Genomic DNA, 20,843 nt, shown 5'->3' with positions numbered 1-20,843 from the left:
GTCCGCAGGGGCCGGCCGGCCCGTGTCGAACGCCTCCCCGCCGTCTCTCCGGGCCGATCTCAGGGTTCACCCAGGGGGATCCCGACTGCCCTCGCGGCGGACGGACCGTCACCATGGACACATGACGGATCACGAGCACGCCGCGACGGGTCCGGGACCCGGCCCCGGCCCGCGCCCGGCCCCGGGCACCGGGCCGACGGATGCCGCGCCCGCCGCGACGGGAGGGACAGGAACGCCCGGAGCGGAGGGAGCCGCCGGCACCGGCACCGCGGGGCGGACGACGACAGCGGAGCGGAAGACGGAGCAGCGGACGGAGGAGCAGGACACCGCCGAGGCCCCCGGCCGCTTCCGGCGCGACCGCCGGCACAAGGCGATCGCGGGCGTGTGCGCGGGGCTCGGACGGCAGGCCGACATGGACCCGGTGATCTTCCGGATCACCCTGGCCGTGCTGGCAGCGACCGGCGGCATCGGTCTCATCTTCTACGGCTTCGCCTGGCTGCTCGTGCCGTACGAGGAGGAAGAGGAGAACGAGGTCCGCAGGCTGCTGACCGGGCGGGTCGACGGGCAGGCGCTGGCCGCCGTGCTGTTCGCGCTGGTCGGGTGCGGGATCTTCCTGACCATGCTGAAGAACGGCGGGGTGCTCGCCTTCGCCGTGGTGCTCTCCCTGCTGCTGGCCGGCGCCGGGTACTGGTCACGGCACCGCGGTGCCCCCGACCCCGATCCGCTCGCCGCGCAGGCCGCCGCCGACGCCCCGCCGGAGGCCAAGGCGCCGCCGGTCATCACCATCCACCACCCCTCCTGGTGGCGGGATCCGATCGTCAAGGACGGCACCCATGTAGGCGGCACCGGGTATCTGTGGGGCCCTCCCGACGCCCGTGACCGGCACCTCGCCCCGGCCGTCGACCTCGGGATCGACCTCCCCTGGACCCACCCCGGCACCTCACAGCCGACGCGGCCGGCGCCGCCGAGACCGCGCGGCCCGCGCTGGATCGGCGGCTGGGTGTTCCTGTTCGCCCTGCTGGCCGGCGGCCTGGGCACCGGGCTGACCTGGGACACGCACCCGCTGGGCACCAGCCTTCAGACCGGCCTGGCCTGGGCGCTCGTGACCTTCGGCCTCGGCATCGCGGTCAGCGCGTTCCTGGGCCGGACGGGGGCCGGGTCGATGTTCCTGGCGATCGTCACCGCGGCGCTGCTGGCGGGCGCCACGGCCCTGCCGAAGGACATGGCGACCCACTGGAACCGGACGTCCTGGAGACCGGCCGCGACGGCGGACGTGCGGCCCGCCTACTCCGTGGGCACCGGTGTCGGCACCCTGGACCTGACCCGGGTGCACCCCGGCAGGGGGCGGACGGTGACCACCGACGCGGAGGTGGGCGCGGGGCAGCTGAAGGTCATCGTGCCGCGGGACACGACCGTGCGGATGAGCATCGACGTGGGCGTGGGCGACATCCGGTTGCCCGGTGACAGCAGAAAGGACGTGGACGTGAAGCCGGGCAGGCACCAGGACGTGACCCTTTCACCGGTCGGCTCCGGAAAGAAGGCCGGGACGCTCAGGCTGGATCTCCGGGTGGGCGTCGGACAGGTGGAGGTCAGCCATGCTGCGTCATGAGTTCCAGCCGGGGAAGCTGGTCGCCGGTCTCTTCCTGACCGCCGCCGGCGCGGTCTACGCCGGCGACGCGGCCGGGCTGTGGGACGCCCCGTGGTTCCTGATCGTCCCGCTGGTGGTGGGCGGCCTCTGCCTGGCCGGCGTCAGCACGGCGGCGGCGCGGGGCGTACGCAGACGGCACGCCGCGCGCAGCGGTCAGCGGTAGCCGCCCGCTCGGGCTCGTCGGCGCGATCTGAGGGCCGCGTCGACGGAGAGGTAGGGCGCTCCGGCGAGGACGAGGGGCAGCCAGGCCATCAGGTAGACGAGGTCGTTGCCGTAGTAGTACGGCGTCGAGGCCCAGCTCACGGTGAGCCACAGGCTGAGCGAGATCAGCGCGCCGCCGAGGGCGGCCAGCCGGCCGAGCAGTCCGAGCAGGGTGCCGATGCCGATGGCCAGCTCGCCGAGGGCGATGGCGAAGCCGAAGCCGACGGGGTTCTTGAGCGCCAGGTCGATCAGGGCGGGAAGGGCGGCGGAGCCGCGGGCCGCGCGCATGGTGTCGCCGATCGACCCGGCGCCGCCGGACTTGAGGAAGGCACTGTCGGTGATCTTGTTCAGACCGGCGTAGACGAAGGTCACGCCGAGAAAGATGCGAAGCGGAAGGAGGGCGTACCGGGTGGCCGTGTCCCGCCAGCCGCGCACGCCGTTCGGATCGGAGGTGTACGTGTCCGTCCGAATACCCTGAGTCATCACTGCCAGCCGCCTCTCACCCGCCGTGCCGGACCCCTCAATCGACGATACGTATGACAAGCGGGAACCGTTCAATCCTCTACGGGACGCTTTCACCGCTTTTACCGACTTCCGACCTTCGGGTGTGAGCGGACGGCCGGACGGGACGGAGGCACCGGCCCGCCGGTCCACTCCTCACTCGGCCCGTCCCTCACTCCGTGATCTGGACGACGCACCGGTTGGTCGCCGCACCGCCCGCGGTGATCACCTGCACCTCCACCGCGCCGGGTTCCACCTCGACCGGTACCGGGACGGTCAGCACGGTGTCGGTGGGGTTGCGGAAGCCGCCGGTGACGGGGACCAGGGGGACGTGCACGTCGACGGCACCGATGCGGACGACCGTGCGGGAGAGACGGTCGGCGCTCTGGGCGCCGGGCGGGACGAAGCCGGTGCCGCGGATCTCGATGTCGTCGCCGGTGCGGATCGGGCCGTCCAGGTCGCCGGGCTCGCGGGCGCGGACCACGGAGAGGATCACCGGGCGGCCGCCCTCCGCGTATTTGCCGGCCAGGTAGGTCGCGGCGGAGACGAGCACCAGGACCGCGAGCCCCCAGGGCAGGTCGGGGAGCTGGTCGGGGCGCCGGGCCAACCGCACGGCGGCGAACAGCAGGGCGACGGCGTTCACGGCGACGTACTGGATGTCGGCGAAGGCGCCCCGGCCGGAGTCGTCGGTCAGCAGGTCGGCCGCGCGCGGCCGGTGCGCCGGTACCTTCTGCAGCCGCTGGGCGAGGATGCGCAGGCCGACCACCCGGCGGACCAGTACGGCGATGCCGCACAGCACGCCGAGGACGGTCACCAGGCCCGCGCCGCGCGCGAGGTCCAGGCCGGTGAGCAGCGCGTCGCGTTCGGTGTGACCGGAGGCGGCGGCCAGCCGGCCCGCGAGCAGCAGGACGGCGTAGGTCACGAGGAGGATCCAGCTCGCGGCCACGGTGCGGGAGGTGGACATGCGGTTGTCCTCGCCGATGAGCGGGGCCAGCACGCCGCCGCGCGCCCGGTGCCACCAGGAGGCGGCGGCCAGCACGCCCCCGACGGCGAAGGCGGCGAGCAGGGCGGCGGTGCGGGCGCTGCTCCAGCCCGCGCCGATGGCGGTGAGCGACTCGGCGAGCAGCAGGGCGAGGACGGCGCCGCCCACCGCGCACACCGTCCGCAGCCACAGCCGCGCGAGCCATGCGTGGCCCTCGGCGCGGCCGCGCTCGGCGACCTCCTCGGCCCGCTGGGTCAGCTCCTCGGAGACCCACTGGCGGGAGGCTGAGGCCGAGTGGGCCACGGCCGGCGGCAGGCCCTGCCCGGCCGCGAACCCGTCGCGGACGCGCAGGAACGCCGCGACGGCCCGCCGGTGCCCCTGCCGTGCCCCGTGCGGGCAGTCCCCGCACGCGCATCCGCCCTCATGGGCGCCGTCGGCACCCGTGCTCTGTCTGGCCTCCTGCACCGCCACGCCCGACGCCCGCCTTCCGCAACGACCTCTCGACACGACCCGAAGCCACCCATAGTGCGCATTTCCGGCCATGCAACTCCCCTGCGACGAAAGCGAATTGTGCCCTACCCCGGGCGGTCCGGGCCTGCCGGTCCGGGTCACGGCGGGTGAACTCCGGGCCGCCGTGTTGACGCGGCTCCCGGCGCCCCCGCACGGCCGGGAGCCAGGGTCTTTCGTTTGGATCGGGCCGGATCAGGATCGGGCCGGATCAGGCACCAGGGCCCGCGAGCCCGGCCTGACCCGAACGAGAGGCAGGCCCTAGCCGAGCAGGTCGGGTTCGCTGCGGCTGATGTCCTGCCACAGGGGCTGGTAGTTGATCCAGGCCACCAGGTCGCCGCCGAGCTGTTCGCGGGTGGCCACGGCCAGCTTGTGGTCGATGAGCACCGGCCGGCCGGCCGCCTTGGCCATCAGCTGCACCTGACAGGACCGTTCCAGGGACAGGAACCACCAGGCCGCCGCGTCCACCGAGTTCCCCACGGTCAGCAGCCCGTGGTTGCGCAGCACCAGCGCCTTGCGGGATCCCAGCGTGCCGGCGATGCGGCGGCCCTCCTCGGCGTCGACGTTGACGCCGGTGTAGGCGTCGTACAGCGCCAGGTCCTCGTAGAAGGCGCAGCTCTCCTGGGTGATGGGGTCGATGAGGTCGCCGAGCGCGGCGACGGCCCGGCCGTGCACCGAGTGGCAGTGCGCGACGGCGACGACGTCGGGCCGGGCGGCGTGCACCTGGGCGTGCACGGTGAACGCGGCCTGGTTGACGTGGTAGCGGCCCTCGACGACCTGACCGTCCTGGTTGACGAGCACGAGGTCGCCGACGGTGACGTGCTTGAACGGCATCCCGAACGGGTTGACCCAGAAGCACTCGCTGTACTCCGGGTCGCGCGCGGTGATGTGCCCGGACACCCCGTCCTCGAGTCCGGCGCGCCCGAAGATCCGCAGGGCGCCCGCGAGCCGCTCCTTGCGGTGCCGGCGTTCGTCCTCCACCGAGTCGTGCATCGGCGGCATGGCGAACTTCAGCCGATCGGTGGGCAGCGGAGGGGGCGGCGTGGGCCCGTGCATGGGTCCTCCAGCGTGGGGGTTTGCGGTACGGGCGGGAAGTTACCGCCGGTCGGCGCAAAAGGGCAGCGCCGGTTGGTAAAGATGACGTGCGCGGCGGATATCCGACAGCAGGTGTCCGGTTTGCCGGTGAGACTGGCCGGCATGAACTGGGCAGCCTTCTCCACCGCCGCGCCCGAGCTGGCGGCGATCACCGAGCAGCGCTTCGGCGCCTTCCGTCACCATGTCCTCGCCACCCTGCGCCGGGACGGCTCCCCGCGCACCTCGGGCCTGGAGGCCGATTTCCGGGGCGGCGAGCTGTGGCTGGGCATGATGGCCGGCTCGCTGAAGGCCCTCGATCTGCGCCGCGATCCGCGCTTCGCGCTGCAGGCGAACCCGGGCGAGGGCACCGGGATGGCCGGCGGGGACGTGCGGATCGCCGGACGGGCGTACGAGGTCGAGGAGGGTGAGAGCAAGGCCGCGTACGTGAAAGAGGTGGAACCGCCGCAGCCGTTCCACCTCTTCCGCACCGAGTTGACGGAGGTCGTGCGGACCTTCGTCGAGGGCGACACGTATCTGGTCGTCCAGGTCTGGCGGCCCGGCGCGCCGGTGCGCACGCTCAGGCGGACCTGATCCTCACCGGGAGAGGATCACTCCCACTCGATGGTGCCCGGGGGCTTGGAGGTCACGTCGAGGACGACGCGGTTGACGTCCCTCACCTCGTTGGTGATCCGGGTCGAGATGCGGCCGAGGACGTCGTACGGCAGCCGCGACCAGTCGGCGGTCATGGCGTCCTCGGAGGAGACCGGGCGCAGCACGATCGGGTGACCGTAGGTGCGGCCGTCGCCCTGGACGCCCACGCTGCGGACGTCCGCGAGCAGGACCACCGGGCACTGCCAGATGTCCCGGTCCAGTCCGGCCGCGGTCAGCTCCTCGCGGGCGATGGCGTCGGCGTCCCGGAGCAGGTCGAGACGCTCCTTGGTGACCTCGCCGACGATGCGGATGCCGAGGCCGGGGCCCGGGAAGGGCTGGCGCTGCACGATCTCCTCCGGCAGGCCCAGCTCCTGGCCGACCATCCGGACCTCGTCCTTGAACAGCTTGCGCAGCGGCTCGATCAGCTGGAACTCGAGGTCCTCGGGCAGGCCGCCGACGTTGTGGTGCGACTTGATGTTGGCGGTGCCGGTGCCGCCGCCGGACTCGACCACGTCCGGGTACAGGGTGCCCTGGACCAGGAACTCCACGGCCGGGCCCTCGTCGGCGATGATCTCGGCCTGCGCCTGCTCGAAGACGCGGATGAACTCGCGGCCGATGATCTTGCGCTTCTCCTCCGGGTCGGAGACGCCCTTGAGGGCGGTCAGGAAGCGCTCCTCGGCGTCCACGACGACCAGCTTGACGCCGGTCGCGGCCACGAAGTCCTTCTCGACCTGCTCGGTCTCACCCTTGCGCATCAGGCCGTGGTCGACGTAGACGCAGGTCAGCTGGTCACCGATGGCCCGCGCGACGAGCGCGGCGGCGACGGCGGAGTCCACGCCACCGGACAGGCCGCAGATGGCGCGCTTGTCGCCGACCTGCTCGCGGATCGCGGTGACCTGCTCCTCGATCACGTTGCCGGTGGTCCAGGACGGGGTCAGGCCCGCGCCCCGGTACAGGAAGTGCTCCAGCACCTGCTGTCCGTGCGTGGAGTGCATGACCTCGGGGTGGTACTGGACGCCGTACAGCTTCTTCTCGTCGTCCTCGAAGGCGGCGACCGGGACGACGTCGGTGGACGCGGTGACGGCGAAGCCCTCGGGGGCGGCGGAGCAGGCGTCGCCGTGCGACATCCACACGTGCTGCTCGTCCGGGGTGCCCTCGAAGAGGGTGGAGCCCGACTTGGAGACGTGCAGGTCGGTGCGGCCGTACTCACGGGCGCCGGTGTTGTCGACGGTGCCGCCGAGGACCTGCGCCATCAGCTGGAAGCCGTAGCACATGCCGAAGACGGGGACGCCGGCCTCGAAGAGCGCGCGGTCGAGCCGGGGGGCGCCCTGCTCGTACACGGACGAGGGCCCGCCGGAGAGGATGATCGCCGCGGGGTTCTTGGCGAGCATCTCCTGGACCGGCATGGTGCTCGGCACGATCTCGCTGTAGACCCGCGCCTCGCGGACGCGACGGGCGATGAGCTGGGCGTACTGCGCGCCGAAGTCGACGACCAGGACGGTGTCGGGGGAGGCGGCAGTTGAAGTCGCTGATGACACGGGGTGCCTTCTGGTGGTCGGGCGGGGTCTGTGCTAACGAGTCTAACGGTGTGGGCGGGCTCGCCTCCGCCGGACGGGACCGTGGCATACTGGCCGCATGCTCGCGCACTCGACCTTCCTCTTTACCTATGGCACCCGGCCCGCCGGCTGCCATGGTCGTGCTGCTTGAGCGAACCGCCAAGCGACTTACCAGGCGCCCCGGGCCGACAAGGCCCGGGGCGCCTGTCGTTTCTCCGGGTTCTGCCGTTCCGGGGCCTCCACCAGCCACCTTCACGAGGAGCCCCCGACATGACCACCCTCACCGCGGAACAGACCATCGCCGACTCCCGTACCCGCATCGACGCGCTCGACGACCGGATCATCGGGCTCATCCAGGAGCGGATGGCCGTGTCCACCGTCGTCCAGGAGACCCGGACCGCCTCCGGCGGCCGACGGGTGAACCTCTCCCGCGAGATGGAGATCCTCGGCCGCTACCGCGAGGCGCTCGGCAGGCCGGGCACCGCACTGGCGATGACCATGCTGGAGCTGTGCCGGGGTCGTATCTGAGTTCGGTCCGGGTCTCACCCGTACGGCGCGTGACCGGCCCCCGCACCGCTTCGTTGAGATCGGTGTCCGTGCCAGCCAGGGGCGGGCCCGACAGAACCACGCGTGGCTCGCCGGAGCGATGAGGCGTACGGGTCGTGCCGTACGCCGTGGGACCTCGCTCCGCAGAAGTGACCGGACGGCAGGGGACAGCAGCCCGGTCACCCAAGAGAACGGCCGGCTCCGGGGACGCCCGGGGCCGACCGACGGAAAACACGAGGTCAGGACCACAGAGCAGGCGGCGCGACCCCCCGGCGCCGCTCCCGGGCACCGGCGCGCCCTTGCGCCGGTGCCGGCGAAGAGAGGGCCCCGCGGCTCGAGTCCCGCGGGGCCCTTCGTCGTGCCCGATCCCCGGCCCATGTCGAATGTGACCCACGCCACACAAATTCCGGTGAATCCGGAAGCAACCATTCACCGGCCTCGCGGATCAAACCTGCTGCCGGATCAAGAAGACGGTATGAGGCGAGGGACCTGCGTTCGGAGGGGGATGCAGGTCCCTCGGCGTCTTCGGGTCCGGCTACTTCTTCGGCGGCACCGCCGGGATGCCCAGGAACGGCAGCCTGAGCGCGCCGAACGCGTCCGCGGGGACCGCCGGCTCGCGCGGCTCCACCGGCTTCAGCCGCTCGTAAGCCGCCCCCTGCGCCGGGCGCGGGTCCTCCTCGCCCTTGTTCGGCCAGAACGACATGGCCCGCTCGGCCTGCGCGGTGATCGTCAGCGACGGGTTGACACCCAGGTTGGCCGAGACGGCGGCGCCGTCCACCACCGAGATGCCGGAGTGGCCGTAGAGCCGGTGGTAGGGGTCGATCACACCCGTCTCCGGGGAGTCGCCGATGGGGCAGCCGCCGAGGAAGTGCGCGGTCAGCGGGGTGCCCATCAGCTCGCCGACGTTGCTGCCCGGGAAGCCGTTGATCTCCTCGGCGAGCACGGTGGCGGCCTCGGACGCGGCCTTGATCTGCTTGGGGTTCGGGGCGCCGTGCCCCTGCCGGGCGGTGAGCAGGCCCTTGCCGACCCCGCCGGGCTTCAGATAGGTCGTCAGCGAGTTGTCCAGCGACTGCATCACCAGCCCGATGATGGTCCGCTCCGACCAGCGCCGGTTGGACAGCGAGCGGGCGACGAGCAGGGGGTGGCGGGCGGCGTTGGCCAGCCAGGCCAGGACGCGCGAGGAACCCTCGGCGTAGGGGACCTGGAGGATGGACAGACCGCCCATCGAGTTGGAGCCCTTGCCGTAGCGGACGGGTTCGATGTGGGTGCTGTCGTCGGGGTGGATCGAGGACGTGATGGCGACCCCGCGCGTGAAGTCGGCCTTCTGCTCCCCGGTCGCCTTGCGGTAGCGGCGGTTGTCGGTCTGCGCGCCGACCAGGGCCTCGGAGTTGGTGCGGGTCAGGTCGCCGAGCCGGGCGGAGAGAAGGGGCAGCTGACCGCCGGCCTTCATGCGGTGCAGCAGGGTCTGGGTGCCGTACGTACCGGCCGCGACCACGACCTTCCGCGCGGTGAACAGCCGTCCCCCGCCCTTCTTCTTCTCGTCCGTCGGCAGCGTCGCGATCGCGTACCCGCCGCGCGAGTCGTCCGTGACGGACACCACCGTCGTCATCGGGTGGACCACCGCGCCGGCCTTCTCGGCGAGGTACAGGTAGTTCTCGTTGAGGGTGTTCTTCGCGCCGTGCCGGCAGCCGGTCATGCACTCGCCGCACTCGGTGCAGGCGTTGCGGGCGGGCCCGGCGCCACCGAAGTACGGGTCGTCCACCTGCTCGCCGGGCCTGCCCTGCGCCGTGCCGTCGGCGTCCTTGCCGTCACCGAAGAACACGCCGACCGGCGCCAGGTGGAAGGTGTCACCGACGCCCATCCGCTCGGCCGCCGCCTTCAGGTGCACGTCGGACGGGGTCATGGTCGGGTTGAGCCGCACGCCGAGCATGCGCTGCGCCTGGTCGTAGTACGGCTTCAGCTCCTGCTGCCAGTCGGTGATGCCGCGCCACTGAGGGTCGTCGAAGAAGGCCTTCGGCGGCACGTAGAGGGTGTTGGCGTAGTTCAGCGAACCGCCGCCGACGCCCGCGCCGGCCAGCACCATCACATTGCCCAGCAGATGGATGCGCTGGATGCCGTACATGCCGAGCCGCGGGGCCCAGAGGTAGTTCTTCAGGTCCCAGGAGTTCCTGGGCAGGGAGTCGCGGGTGAAGCGGCGGCCGGCCTCCAGCACGCCCACCCGGTAGCCCTTCTCGGTGAGGCGCAGGGCGGAGACCGAGCCGCCGAACCCCGAACCGATCACGATGACGTCGTAGTCGTACCCGTCCTCGTCCCGGGTCTGGACAGACTTCTCCTGCGACACGTGCTCTCCTCGTCGAGAACGGGGGTTGATGGCTGTTCGGTCGGGGGTGGACTAGCGGAAACGGAATGCCTTCATCAGGCGGAGGCTGCGGCTCATGAACTGGGCGTACTGCGCGTCGTCCATCCCCAGCGACGGCGCCATCGGCAGCAGCCGCTGCCGGGCCACCGTCTGGGCCTCGGTGTACTTGAGGATGCCCTCGGAGCCGTGGCGGCGGCCGAGGCCGGAGTCCTTCATGCCGCCCATCGGGGACTGGACGCTGCCGTAGGCGGGCGCGTAGCCCTCGTTGACGTTGACCGTGCCGGTGCGCAGCCGGGAGGCGACGTCCAGGCCGCGCCGGGCGGACTTCGTCCACACGGACGCGTTCAAGCCGTACGGCGTGGAGTTGGCGCGCTCGACCGCCTCGTCCTCGGTCTTGAAGCGGTACAGGGAGACGACGGGGCCGAAGGTCTCCTCCTCGCAGACGGCCATGGAGTCCTCGACGCCGTCGAGGATGGTCGGCTCGAAGAAGTACGGGCCGATGTCCGGACGGGCCACGCCGCCCGTGACCACCTCGGCGCCCTTGGCGACGGCCTCCTGGACGTGCCGTTCGACGGTCTTGAGCTGCCGCTCCCCGACCAGCGAGCCCATGTCGGCGCCGTAGGCGAGGGAGTTGCCGAGCCGCATGGCCCGGGTGCGGGCGGCGAAGCGCTCCAGGAAAGCGTCGGCGACGGACTCGTGGACGTACAGCCGCTCGATGGAGATGCACAGCTGGCCGGCCGAGGAGAAGCAGGCCCGGACGGCGCCCGCGGCGGCCTTCTCGATGTCGGCGTCCTCCAGGACCAGCATGGCGTTCTTGCCGCCGAGTTCGAGGGAGACGCCGACCAGGCGGGCGGCGGCGCCCTGCGCGACCTCGCGGCCGGTGCGGGTGGAGCCGGTGAAGGAGACGTAGTCGGCGTGCTTGACCAGCTCGGGTCCGACGACCGGGCCCTCGCCGAGCACGACCTGGAAGACGCCCTCGGGCAGCCCGGCCTCGATGAGCAGGTCACGGGCCCAGAGCGCGGTGAGGCAGGTCTCGGTGTCCGGCTTCATGACGACCGCGTTGCCGGCGGCGAAGGCGGGCAGCGCGTCGCCGACGGACAGCTCCAGGGGGTAGTTCCAGGGAGCGATCTGGCCGACGACCCCGCGCGGGTGGCGCAGTTCGGTGACCTTCGTCAGGGTCGGCACGGCGCCGGTGTGCCGCTTGGGACGCAGGTAGCCGGGGGCCTTGCGGCCGTAGTGGCGGGCCGCGACGGCGACGGCCTGCACCTCCTCGTGCGCGTGCAGCCGGGCCTTGCCGGTCTCCAGCTGGATGAGGTCGAGCACCTCGGCCTGGCGCTCGAGCACCAGGTCGTGGAAGCGGAGCAGCACGGCGGCACGCTGCCGCACCGGGGTCCTCTCCCACACGGCCTGGGCGGCGCGGGCGGCCTCGAAGGCCTCTCGCACGTCCTCGGGCGTGGACTCGGGCAGGTCGGCCAGCTTCTCGCCGGTGAAGGGGGTGTGGTTGGTGGTACGGCCGGAGCCGACGACACCCTTGGTGAGCTGGGCCACCAGCGTCGGGGTGACCACGTCGGCGGCGGTGCGGACGCCCTCGGGGGCGGGCGCGAGCGGGTTGGTACCGGTGATGTCCGGGGCCTGCGAGTCCGTCATGACGCGCAGGGTATGCCGCGGCGGAGGCTTTGGGTACCCGTCGGTAACGGGGATTCACCGAGTGCTCACATGACGCCAGTGATCACTGGCAGCGAATGCGCTGATCAGCGCGTTGTCGGGTGACGATCATCGCGCGCCGGGTTTTTCCGGCGTGGGGAGGGCCGAAGCGGCGAGAGGGCGGCGCAGGCCGGGTCAGGGGTGTGGTTCGGGGGCCAGGGTTCGCGGTGGCTCGTGGGGCGCCGGGCGGGCGGGGGGCACGGTGGCGCAGGCCTCCAGGGCTGCCGCGACCTCCTGCGCGGTCGGCCTCGCGCCCGGGTCCGGCGCGTGCAGGCGGGTCAGGAGCGGTCGCAGCGGGCCGGCGTCGCCGCCCTCCACGGCGGTGGCGAGCAGCGCGCCGAGGGACCACAGGTCGGAGGCGGGCCCGGCGCCGCGCCCCGAGGCCCGCTCCGGGGCGGCGAACCCGGCGGGGACGTTCGCGGTGGGCCCGTCCCCGATCCCGAAGTCGGTGACGACGACCCGCCCGGTATCGGACTCGATCAGGACGTTGGCCGGCTTGAGGTCCCGGTGCACGATCCCCACGGCATGCGCGGCCCTGAGCGCCCCGAGGACGGCGAGCCCGACACGCGCGGCCTCGGCGGGCGGCAGGGGCCCGCGCCGCACGGCCTCCCGGAGCGACTCGCCCTTCACCAACTCCATGACGATCCACGGCAGTTCGCCGTCCAGGACGACATCGTGCAGGGCGACGGCCGAGGGGTGCCGTACCCGGGCGGCGGTCCGTGCCTCCCGGTGGAGCCGGTGCGCGATCCGGCGGCTCTCCTCGTCGTCGGCCGGACGCCCGGGCAGTACGGGCTCCTTGACGGCGACGTCCCGCCGCTCCTGCTCGTCCCGGGCCCGCCAGACGGTCCCGGACGGCCCGGCGCCCAGGCGCTCGAGAAGCCGGTAGCGTCCACCGATCAGCCGTGCGCCGGGCGGGTGTTCGCCGTCTCCACTCATGTCACATGAGTACCGTGCGCACCGCGCCCTTGTGAAGCGGGGCCGGGTGCCGATGGGCCCGATCCGCTGTCCCTCAGGGCTTCTTGATCGCCAGGTTCGCGATCGCCGTCCTGGCGACCTCGCGCCCCCGGGCGGTGAAGTCGCCCTTGCCGGGGTAGCCGATGGTGAGTCGGTACAGGTCACCGGAGCCGGTGCGGTAGTAGAAGATCCGCAGCTCGCGCGGGCGCGGGCTCTGGGAGTCGTCGGTCGTGTAACCGACGGTGTTCGTGGCGGCCTGTTTGCCGTGGTACCTGGTGCCGTCGTCCGGGTGCGTCTTCGCGCCCTTGGGCATGTCGAGGCTGTACTCGCCCTCGTTCTTGAACTTCTCGTCGTCGGCGTGCATCTGGGCCACCGCGTTGCTCTTGATCGTGTTGAGCGAGTCCTCAGACTTCCGGGTCAGGTCCAGCACGACCGAGATGGCTCCGCTCGGGTCCGTGTACGACACCCAGCTCCGGTCGGAGTCGTTCTTGTCCGGGTGGCCGGGCTCGTAGGACGCGGGGACGGCGAGGGTGACGCCCAGCCCGGCGTCGTTCCGCTTCGTCCAGCCGTCCGGCAGCGGTCCCGCGAAGGGATCGGCGAGGACGAGGTACCCGGCCACTGCCGCGGCGACCACGGCCGCGCCCACGCCCAGCCAGGCCTTGCGGCCCAGGCGCGGGGCGCGGCCGGCGGGCGCGGCGACCGTCACGCGCTGGGTGGGCTCGGGCGCCGGGGGGTTGGCTGCCGCCTCCAGCAGCACGCGGACCTGGGCCGCCGTCGGGCGGCGGGAAGGGTCCTTCTGCAGCAGGCTGTTGACGGCCTCCGCCAGCGGGCCGCGCGCGGCGGCGGGCGCGGCCGGGGTGGCGTTGAGGACGGACTGCAGGGTGGCCGGGGTGTTGCTGCGGCGGAACGGGGAGACGCCCTCGGTGGCGGTGTAGAGGACGACACCCAGGGACCACAGGTCGCTCGACGGCCCGGGGCGCTGCCCCAGCACCCGTTCCGGCGCGATGTACTCGGGCGAGCCGACGAAGCCGCCGGTGTCGGTCAGGTTCGTCTCGCCCTCGATCTGCGCGATGCCGAAGTCCGTGAGGACGACCCGGTCGTACCGGCCGAGCAGCACGTTGTCCGGCTTGACGTCCCGGTGCAGGACGCCCGCCGCGTGCGCGGCCTCCAGCGCGCCGAGCACCTCCAGGCCGATCCGCGCCGCCTCGCGCGCGTCCAGCGTGCCCTCCTGGAGCGCGCCGCCCAGCGAGCGGCCGTGCACCAGCTCCATCACGATCCACGGCCGCCCGTCCACCACCGCGACGTCGTACACGTTGACCACGGCGGGATGGTCGAGCCGGGCCGCCGCGCGGGCCTCGCGGCGCATCCGCTCGAAGGCGTTGGCGCGTTCGCGCTCGGGAAGGTGGTCCGGCACACGGGGTTCCTTCACCGCGACCTCGCGGTCCACCATCTCGTCCTTGGCCCGCCACACGGTGCCCATGCCGCCGTGGCCGAGCTTGGCGAGCAGCCGGTACCGGCCGGCGATCAGCCGCCCGGTGCCCGGCTCCTGAGCGGCGGGGGCCGGGTCCTGGGCCGGGCTCTGGGCAGGGCCCAGGTGAGCCGCCTGCTCGTCCGTCTGCTGGTCCGCCTGCCGGGGCGCCGCCCCGGGCCGGGCGCCGGGCACCGGGTTCGGCGGTCGCAGAACAAAACTCGTCGTGTCGTCGGCCGTGCGACCGGCTCCCCCGTCAGTGCTCATGGAACATCCATATCGCGCCATCGCCGTCCCCCACCACAGGGAACACGAACCGGTCACGAAGCCGTGACCGAGCGGGAATCAACGTGCCGTGACCGAGAAGGTGTCCACGGCCACGTCGAAGTACTCCCGGGCCTCGCGGACCCGTCCGACCGGCGCCGACACCCACACGTCGTACATCCGGCCGTCCTCCTCCCAGCACAGGTCGTAGGTGTGGCGCGGGCCCTCGGCGGCGCTGAAGCCGTCCCAGGTGAACTCCCAGAGCGCGGCGGGGTGTCCGGCGTGCGTGGTCCCGACGACCCGGCCGTCGTGGTAACCGGGGTTGGTGCTGGCGCCCCCCGCGGCCGCCCGGCTCATCACCGCGGCGGGGCCGCCGGCGTCGGGCGGCGAGACCTTGACGCCGAGGCGGAAGGTCTCTCCCGGGGAGAGGTAGAAGACGCGCTCGCCCTGCCGTTCGCGGTCGAAGTCCTCCGGCACGGCGAGCGAGAACCCGTTCGGGTCCCGGGCGGTGCGGTATCCGGAGGGGGCGGTGTGGGGCCGGGAGGCCGCGGGCGCGCCGCTCGTGGTGCCCGCGGGGGACGGCGAGGCGCTGCCGGCCGGCGGGGACGCGGAGTGGCTGGTCGGCGCGGCCGGGCTGCTCGTCGTGCCGCCGGGCGTGCCGCCGCCCTCGCCCTGGTGCAGCAGCAGTGCCGCCGCCGAGACGCCCGCCCCGGCCACCGCGGCGACCAGCAGGGCGGCGATCAGCACACCGCGTGAGGACTGGCGTGCGGGCGGGGGCTGTTCGGGCGTCGGGGTGTCGGCGGTCGCCCGCGGCACATCGGGCTCGGTCGGCGGGTGGCCTGCTCCGGCCGCACGGGCCGCGAGGGCGACGATCCTGGGGGTGCGGCCCGTCGTCGGCGGTTCCGGGGCGGCCGGTGTGCGGCCCGTCTCCAGGAAGGTCCGGAGCATCCGCTCGGCGTCCGCCGCGTCCAGCCGGCGGTCGGGGTCGCGCTCCAGCAGGCCCCGTACGACGGGCAGCAGCGGCTCTGCCTGCGCGGGTGGCCGGATCTCGGCGGCGACGACGGCGTGCAGGATGCCGCCGAGCGAGTCCCGCCGGAACGGGGACTCACCGCTGAGCACCGTGCACAGCAGCGCGCCGAGCGACCACAGGTCGGACTCGGGTCCGGTCCGGGTGCCGGCCATCCGCTCCGGGGCGGTGTACTCGGGCGAGCCGACGAAGGAGCCGGTCTCGGTGAGCGTGGTGGCGCCCGCGACCTGCGCGATGCCGAAGTCGGTGAGCACCACCCGGCCGGTGCCGGACTCCAGCAGCACGTTCGCGGGCTTGATGTCGCGGTGCAGCACGCCGGCCTCGTGCGCGACGCGCAGCGCGCTCAGCAGGTCGGCGCCGATCCGGGCGGCCTCGGCGGCGTCGACCGGTCCGTTCCTGGTGATGCGGTCGGCGAGGGAGCCGCCGTCGATCAAATCCATGACGAGGTACGGACGTTCGTCCTGCTCGATGACGTCGTGCACGACGATGATGTGCGGGTGCCGCAACTGCGCGACCGCCCGCGCCTCACGGAAGGTGCGGTCGCGTCGGCGGCGGGCGTCGTCGTCCGGGAGGGAGTCGTCGGCCGCCAGCTCCTTGACCGCCACCAGCCTGCCCAGCACCTGGTCGCTCGCCCGCCATACGACGCCCATGCCGCCGCGTCCGATCCGCTCCTCGAGGCGGTAACGGCCCGCGATCACGCGGAAGTCGTCCCCGTCGGATCCCATGAGGCCCATCATGCCGCACCGGCCGCACCCGTTCGGGTCGGTGATCGGCCAAGCCTGAGCCGGTCAGCCGGCGCTCGGCGGCTGCCAGCTCCGCAGCACCCACTGGAACTGCTTGCTCGTCCGCGGCCAGTCGGCCTCGGGCGTCGACATGTAGATCGCGTACTCGGTGCCCTCGCGCGAGAAGTACGTCTCCTCGATGGCGTGCCGGGGCCCGGCCACATAGGGCGGGTCCTTCGCGAGCGCGTCCCAGGTGTACTCCCACAGCGCGCCCTCGCGATCGCGGTAGGTGTTCGCTTTCATTGTCACCTGGCGGTAGTTGACCAGTGAATGGAGCTTGAGCTGCTGCTCCAGGTCCTTCTGGTGCTCGAGGGCGTTGGCGAAGTCCGAGCTGGTGTCCATGGCGATGCGCACGAAATGCTTGCCGCCGTCGGGTGTGTAGTCGACCTGCCGGAGGTCGGGATCGGCCTCGACGCCCTGCCCCTCGACGATCCTGCGCGACCAGCCCTTGGGCAGGTAGACGGTGAAGCCCCACGGGTCGTGGTACGCCCGCCAGGCGGCGGGCACGACTCCGCCGGGGCGGGGTGTGGCGCTGCTGTCGCCGCTGGCGGAGGGCGACGGCGTGACCTGGTTCGTGCCCCTGCTCGTACCGGTGTCGCGCTCCGATCCGCCCCACTGCTGGAAGGCGACGGCCGCGCCGCCACCGAGCACGGCCGCGGCGGCGACGACCAGCGCGAGGGTGCGCAGCCGGCGCCGGGGCCGGGCCGGCATGCCCGCGGGTGCGGGGGCCACGGCCGTTGCCCCGGTCGTGGAACGGCTCCCGGCAGCCGGTGCGCCGGGGACGTGACCGCGCGTGGTCCCTCCGGAGGGGTAACCGGCCTGACCGTGACCGGTGTTACTCCTCGCTCCATCGTGCGCGCCCGAGCCCTGCGCCGGTACGAACGCCTGCGTGGTGTGCGGCCGGCGGCCCTGCGCCGCCTCGGCGAGCATGCGCTCCGCGTCCTCCGCGCCCGGCCGCTGGGCCGGTTCCTTGCACAGCAGGGCGGCGATGACGGGGCCGAGGGGACCGGCGTTGCGGGGCTCCTCCACCTCTTCCTCGACGACCGCCTGCATGGTGCTCAGCGGCGAGGTGCGGCGGAACGGCGAGCGTCCCTCGACCGCCGTGTACAGCGTGGCCCCGAGCGCCCACAGGTCCGAGGACGGGCCCGGGTCGTGGCCGCGCACCCGCTCGGGCGCGAGGTAGTCGACGGAGCCGACGACCTCTCCGGTGCGGGTGATGGTGGAGTCGCCCTCGATCTGGGCGATGCCGAAGTCGGTGAGCAGGACCCGGCCGTCCCGGCCGAGGAGGACGTTGCCGGGCTTGACGTCCCGGTGCAGTACGCCGGCCGAGTGCGCGGCGCGCAAAGCCCGCAGTACCCACAGGCCGATCCGTGCGGCCTCGGAGGCTTCGAGGCGGCCGCGCTCCTTGACCGCGTCGGCCAGCGAGTGGCCCTCCACCAGCTCCATCACGATCCACGGGCGGCCGTCGTGCTCCAGCACGTCGTGGACGGTGACGACGGCGGAGTGGTTGATGCGTGCGGCGGCCCGCGCCTCGGCCCGGGTGCGGGCCAGCAGAACGGCCCGGTCGCTGTCGGAGACGTACAGCGCCGCTGTCAGCTCCTTGACGGCCACCTGCCGGTGCAGCACCTCGTCGTGGGCGCGCCATACCCGGCCCATGCCGCCGCTGCCGATGGAATCGGCGAGCCGGTAGCGGCCCGCTATGAGCAGGCCCTGCATCTGATTCACGTTGCCCCGCAATGCTATTGACAGGGTCAGACTAAGGACCGGCCCTCCCTCTGGGAACACGAGGGGTACCAAGGTGACAGTCCTGTGACGGTTGCCGTATCCGGCGCGCGGGCGGTACCCAACCCCGTTTCACACAGGCGGTATACGGGGCGCTCAACCCGTGTAGCGGTACGTCGCGGTAGCTTGCTCGTACAGCCGTGTCACCTCGTCGCGTTCGGCCTCCGGGCCCCGGACCTGGACGATGTGGTAGCGGCCGTTCAGCAGGATCGCCATGTTGCGCACGTACCGGTCGCGGCCCTGCCCGTCGGTCCAGGTGAACTGGCCCTCGGCCATGGTCCGGCCGCCCACCTCGATGGTCCGCAGGCCGGTGGCCGTGGCCCAGCTCGAGTCCCGGTACGGCTGGAGTTCGCGCTCCTTGTCCCGCTGGTAGACCATCGGATCGCTGCCGTAGGTGCCCGTGCCGTCTCGTCCGGGTACGACGAGCAGCTCGAAGTTGCCGTGCGTGTAGACGACTTGGCCGCTGCCGTTCTTCGGCGTGCGGTCCCAGCCCTTGGCGACGGCGATCCGGAAGCCGTCCGGGTCCTTGCGCAGGGTGAACCCGTCGGCGACGGAGGGGTCGCCGCCGGTCTGGGTCTCGGCGGCGGGCGCGGACGCCGAGGGGCCGGGTTCGGACGGCCGCCCGGAGGACGGCCGCTCGGAGGGCGAGGGCGCGGGGCTCGCCTCACCGGCGCTGCCGGTACGGTCGCCGCCCGCGGCGCCGCTCTCGCCCTGCTTCGGCATGAACAGCATCGCGTACGCCACCGCGCCGGCCAGCAGGAGCAGGATCAGCAGGAGCAGCAGCCGGCCGAGGTTGCGGGGCGAACGCGCCTGCTCCGGGGCGCGCTTGTGCCGGCCGTGCGGGTGGGCCGCGGGCACCCGGGTACGCCGCCGCCGTACCAGCTCGCCGCGCCGCCGGACGATCGGCAGCCGCTTGGGGTCGGCGGGCGGGACGGGCACCACATGGGCACCGGCGTCCGGCTCGGGCGCCGAGCGCACCAGGGAGCGCAGCCAGCCGCTCAGCTCCTCGAAGTCCGGCCGGTCGGTGGGGTCCTGACGCAGCAGCGACTCCACGACCGGGCGCAGCGGGCCGCACTCCTCGGCGAAGGCGGGCGGCTCCGCGCACACCAGCTGCACCAGCTCGGCCGTGGACTCCTCGGGGTAGGGGGCGTGTCCCTGGACCGCGCGGAAGAGCAGCGCGCCCAGCGCCCAGAGGTCGGTGGCGGGCCCGATCGGCGCGGCCAGCTGCCAGTTCTCGTGCACGGGGCCCGCCTGCTCCGGCGCCCAGCGCTCGGTGACCGGCCCCACCACGGTCATCCGCACCTGACGGGCCCGCTCGGCGGCAAGCGCGGTACCGGGCCCACGACGCACGGCATTGCCCCCGGCCCCGGGGTCGTCCCACCGCGAGCCCGCGGCGGAGGGGCTGGTCGGCGTCTCCGGGGCGGCGCCGAGGCCGGGAGCGGACGTCTGACCCGGGGCCACGGCACTGTGACCGGCGCCGGGAGCGCCGTATCCGGGCGCGGGTGACTGGCCGGGCACGGGCAGGCGCCCTGAGCCGGAGGTCAGGTCGTCGCCGGGCGGCAGTCCCGGTCGCTGCGGGTCGCCGGCCGGGCCGGTGCGGGGTGCGGCGCCGTGCCAGGCGGTGCCTGGCGCACCGTGGGGGTCGGCTGTCCGGCCGGGCGGCACGGCGGTCCGGCCGGAGGAGTACGGCGGCTGCGCCGCACCCGCGGCCCCGGTGTCGCCCTCGGCGGGCGGACGGGCGCCGGGCAGGGCGGCGCGGCCGTTCTGCTGGGCTTCCTGCACCCGGGCCGCGGCCCGGGTTCCGGCACGGTAGGCGGCTATGGCCCCGGCTCGGGCGGCGCGGACGTCGTCGCCGCTCTCCAGGGCCCGGCGCCCGGACGGCGGAACCGGGACAGTACCGGCGGGAGCACCGCCCGGCACCGGCATTCCGCCGGCCGCCCGCGCCTGGATCGCGGCCCGCCGCGCGGCCTCGGGATCGGCATCGGGGGACGGAACCGCCACCGCGGGTCCGAGCGCGCCGCCGAACCCCTGGCTCCCGGAGCTGCCGGGAGTACCTGGGCCGCCGGGTCCGCCGGGAGCACCGAGGGCGCCGGGAAGCTGTCCACCGGCGGCCCGGGTGTCCGCGCCGCCGCCGTCGCCGGCCGGCCCGTGCGGGTCGTGCGGCCCGTCCTGGGCCGGCACCGGGTCGTACCCGCACAGCGCCTCCTCCGCCGCGCCGACCGCGAGTCCGGTCAGCATCACCCGGCCGTCGTCGCAGACGAGGACCGTGCGGGCGGTGACGTTGCGGTGCGTCCAGCCGTGGGCGTGCAGCACGCGCAGCGCCATGAGGACGTCGGAGGCGACCTCGGCCGCCCGGTACGGCGCCAACGGCTGCTCGGCCAGCAGCGCGGACAGCGGCCGGGCGGCCACCCACTCGCTGACGATCCACAGCGAGCCGCCCTCGGCGAACACGTCGAAGACCTGGTCCAGACGCGGATGGTCGGGGATGCGGGCCGCCGCCTGCGCGGCCTCGACGGCGCGCCGCACCGCGGGATCCGACGGGCGGCGGGTGGCCGTACGGGCGGCGGGTGAGCGGCGGGTGCCGCGCTCCCGGGCGGTGAAGCCCTCGGGCAGCCCCTCCGAGTCGAGCACCTCGGCCTCGACGACCTCGGGCAGCGGCACCTGACGGACCAGCACCTCCTGGCCGCTGTAGGTGTCGAACGCCCGGGTCTCGGTCAGCTCGTACTCGTCGGACGGCGGCAGCGGCAGGCGGTAGCGGTCGGCGAGCACCCGGCCCGCGTAGTCGTCCACGTTGCCTCCCCCGGCCGCCTGGTCGTTCAGATCCGTTCCCCTACGGT

15 protein-coding genes are annotated in these 20,843 nt (G+C 73.4%); 4 read left to right on the top strand and 11 right to left on the bottom strand.

What is annotated here, in order from left to right; translation table 11 throughout:
• The first annotated feature begins 121 nt into the window (after positions 1-121).
• Entirely contained in the window at positions 122-1,609 is a 1,488-nt protein-coding gene (locus ACFVVO_RS01615; protein WP_390050951.1) for a PspC domain-containing protein, read from the top strand.
• Positions 1,596-1,811 (top strand): hypothetical protein, encoded by a 216-nt coding sequence (locus tag ACFVVO_RS01610; RefSeq protein ID WP_390050950.1) that lies wholly within the window; start codon positions 1,596-1,598, stop codon positions 1,809-1,811. Before ACFVVO_RS01615 ends, ACFVVO_RS01610 begins: the two co-directional genes overlap by 14 nt.
• On the opposite strand, the gene ACFVVO_RS01605 is transcribed toward ACFVVO_RS01610, so the two are convergent.
• The 3 genes from ACFVVO_RS01605 to ACFVVO_RS01595 form a co-directional block, all read right to left on the bottom strand.
• Positions 1,802-2,332, bottom strand: a complete 531-nt coding sequence (locus ACFVVO_RS01605) for a TQO small subunit DoxD (RefSeq protein ID WP_390050949.1) — start codon at positions 2,330-2,332, stop codon at positions 1,802-1,804. The genes ACFVVO_RS01610 and ACFVVO_RS01605 overlap by 10 nt on opposite strands.
• Positions 2,333-2,522: 190 nt before the next feature.
• The gene (locus ACFVVO_RS01600) at positions 2,523-3,803 is read right to left on the bottom strand and encodes a hypothetical protein (protein ID WP_390050948.1); all 1,281 of its coding nucleotides are present in this window, start codon (positions 3,801-3,803) and stop codon (positions 2,523-2,525) included.
• Positions 3,804-4,100: 297 nt separating this feature from the next.
• Entirely contained in the window at positions 4,101-4,895 is a 795-nt protein-coding gene (locus ACFVVO_RS01595; RefSeq protein ID WP_390050947.1) for a class II aldolase/adducin family protein, read from the bottom strand.
• A gap of 141 nt (positions 4,896-5,036) precedes the next feature.
• Here ACFVVO_RS01595 and ACFVVO_RS01590 point away from each other — a divergent pair, with 141 nt between their 5' ends.
• Entirely contained in the window at positions 5,037-5,504 is a 468-nt protein-coding gene (locus ACFVVO_RS01590; RefSeq protein ID WP_390050946.1) for a pyridoxamine 5'-phosphate oxidase family protein, read from the top strand.
• A gap of 17 nt (positions 5,505-5,521) precedes the next feature.
• On the opposite strand, the gene guaA is transcribed toward ACFVVO_RS01590, so the two are convergent.
• Positions 5,522-7,102 (bottom strand): glutamine-hydrolyzing GMP synthase, encoded by a 1,581-nt coding sequence (gene guaA / locus ACFVVO_RS01585; protein ID WP_390050945.1) that lies wholly within the window; start codon positions 7,100-7,102, stop codon positions 5,522-5,524.
• Positions 7,103-7,390: 288 nt separating this feature from the next.
• On the opposite strand from guaA, the gene ACFVVO_RS01580 reads away from it, so the two are divergent.
• Positions 7,391-7,648, top strand: coding sequence for a chorismate mutase (locus ACFVVO_RS01580; RefSeq protein ID WP_390050944.1), 258 nt, complete (start codon positions 7,391-7,393; stop codon positions 7,646-7,648).
• A 553-nt stretch (positions 7,649-8,201) separates the two neighbouring features.
• Here ACFVVO_RS01580 and ACFVVO_RS01575 read toward each other — a convergent pair.
• From ACFVVO_RS01575 to ACFVVO_RS01545, 7 genes are all read right to left on the bottom strand, one after another.
• On the bottom strand, positions 8,202-10,007 hold the full coding sequence (locus ACFVVO_RS01575) for a GMC family oxidoreductase N-terminal domain-containing protein (RefSeq protein ID WP_390050943.1): 1,806 nt from the start codon (positions 10,005-10,007) through the stop codon (positions 8,202-8,204).
• Positions 10,008-10,058: 51 nt separating this feature from the next.
• Complete coding sequence (locus ACFVVO_RS01570) at positions 10,059-11,672, bottom strand: succinic semialdehyde dehydrogenase (protein WP_390050942.1); 1,614 nt, start codon at positions 11,670-11,672, stop codon at positions 10,059-10,061.
• A gap of 192 nt (positions 11,673-11,864) precedes the next feature.
• Positions 11,865-12,665, bottom strand: a complete 801-nt coding sequence (locus tag ACFVVO_RS01565) for a serine/threonine-protein kinase (protein ID WP_390050941.1) — start codon at positions 12,663-12,665, stop codon at positions 11,865-11,867.
• A 73-nt stretch (positions 12,666-12,738) separates the two neighbouring features.
• Positions 12,739-14,418, bottom strand: a complete 1,680-nt coding sequence (locus ACFVVO_RS01560; protein ID WP_390050940.1) for a serine/threonine-protein kinase — start codon at positions 14,416-14,418, stop codon at positions 12,739-12,741.
• 78 nt (positions 14,419-14,496) lie between these two features.
• Positions 14,497-16,167, bottom strand: a complete 1,671-nt coding sequence (locus ACFVVO_RS01555) for a protein kinase (protein ID WP_390050939.1) — start codon at positions 16,165-16,167, stop codon at positions 14,497-14,499.
• 63 nt (positions 16,168-16,230) lie between these two features.
• Positions 16,231-17,940, bottom strand: a complete 1,710-nt coding sequence (locus ACFVVO_RS01550; RefSeq protein WP_390051551.1) for a serine/threonine-protein kinase — start codon at positions 17,938-17,940, stop codon at positions 16,231-16,233.
• Positions 17,941-18,102: 162 nt separating this feature from the next.
• Positions 18,103-20,796: a protein kinase gene (locus tag ACFVVO_RS01545; RefSeq protein ID WP_390050938.1), complete on the bottom strand. Its 2,694-nt coding sequence runs from the start codon at positions 20,794-20,796 to the stop codon at positions 18,103-18,105.
• Between the last annotated feature and the right edge of the window lie 47 nt (positions 20,797-20,843).

This window comes from Streptomyces sp. NPDC058145 (genome assembly GCF_042884245.1).
Taxonomy (GTDB): domain Bacteria; phylum Actinomycetota; class Actinomycetes; order Streptomycetales; family Streptomycetaceae; genus Streptomyces.
This window is presented reverse-complemented; position numbering and strand designations above follow the sequence as displayed.

What these genes read in the sequence shown, in the direction of transcription:
- ACFVVO_RS01605 (WP_390050949.1), bottom strand. Translation starts at nt 2,332, where the DNA reads ATGACTCAGGGTATTCGGACGGACACGTACACCTCCGATCCGAACGGC.
- ACFVVO_RS01550 (WP_390051551.1), bottom strand. Translation starts at nt 17,940, where the DNA reads ATGCAGGGCCTGCTCATAGCGGGCCGCTACCGGCTCGCCGATTCCATC.
- ACFVVO_RS01570 (WP_390050942.1), bottom strand. Translation starts at nt 11,672, where the DNA reads ATGACGGACTCGCAGGCCCCGGACATCACCGGTACCAACCCGCTCGCG.
- ACFVVO_RS01595 (WP_390050947.1), bottom strand. Translation starts at nt 4,895, where the DNA reads ATGCACGGGCCCACGCCGCCCCCTCCGCTGCCCACCGATCGGCTGAAG.
- ACFVVO_RS01560 (WP_390050940.1), bottom strand. Translation starts at nt 14,418, where the DNA reads ATGAGCACTGACGGGGGAGCCGGTCGCACGGCCGACGACACGACGAGT.
- ACFVVO_RS01555 (WP_390050939.1), bottom strand. Translation starts at nt 16,167, where the DNA reads ATGGGATCCGACGGGGACGACTTCCGCGTGATCGCGGGCCGTTACCGC.
- ACFVVO_RS01580 (WP_390050944.1), top strand. Translation starts at nt 7,391, where the DNA reads ATGACCACCCTCACCGCGGAACAGACCATCGCCGACTCCCGTACCCGC.
- ACFVVO_RS01565 (WP_390050941.1), bottom strand. Translation starts at nt 12,665, where the DNA reads ATGAGTGGAGACGGCGAACACCCGCCCGGCGCACGGCTGATCGGTGGA.
- ACFVVO_RS01610 (WP_390050950.1), top strand. Translation starts at nt 1,596, where the DNA reads ATGCTGCGTCATGAGTTCCAGCCGGGGAAGCTGGTCGCCGGTCTCTTC.
- ACFVVO_RS01615 (WP_390050951.1), top strand. Translation starts at nt 122, where the DNA reads ATGACGGATCACGAGCACGCCGCGACGGGTCCGGGACCCGGCCCCGGC.
- ACFVVO_RS01590 (WP_390050946.1), top strand. Translation starts at nt 5,037, where the DNA reads ATGAACTGGGCAGCCTTCTCCACCGCCGCGCCCGAGCTGGCGGCGATC.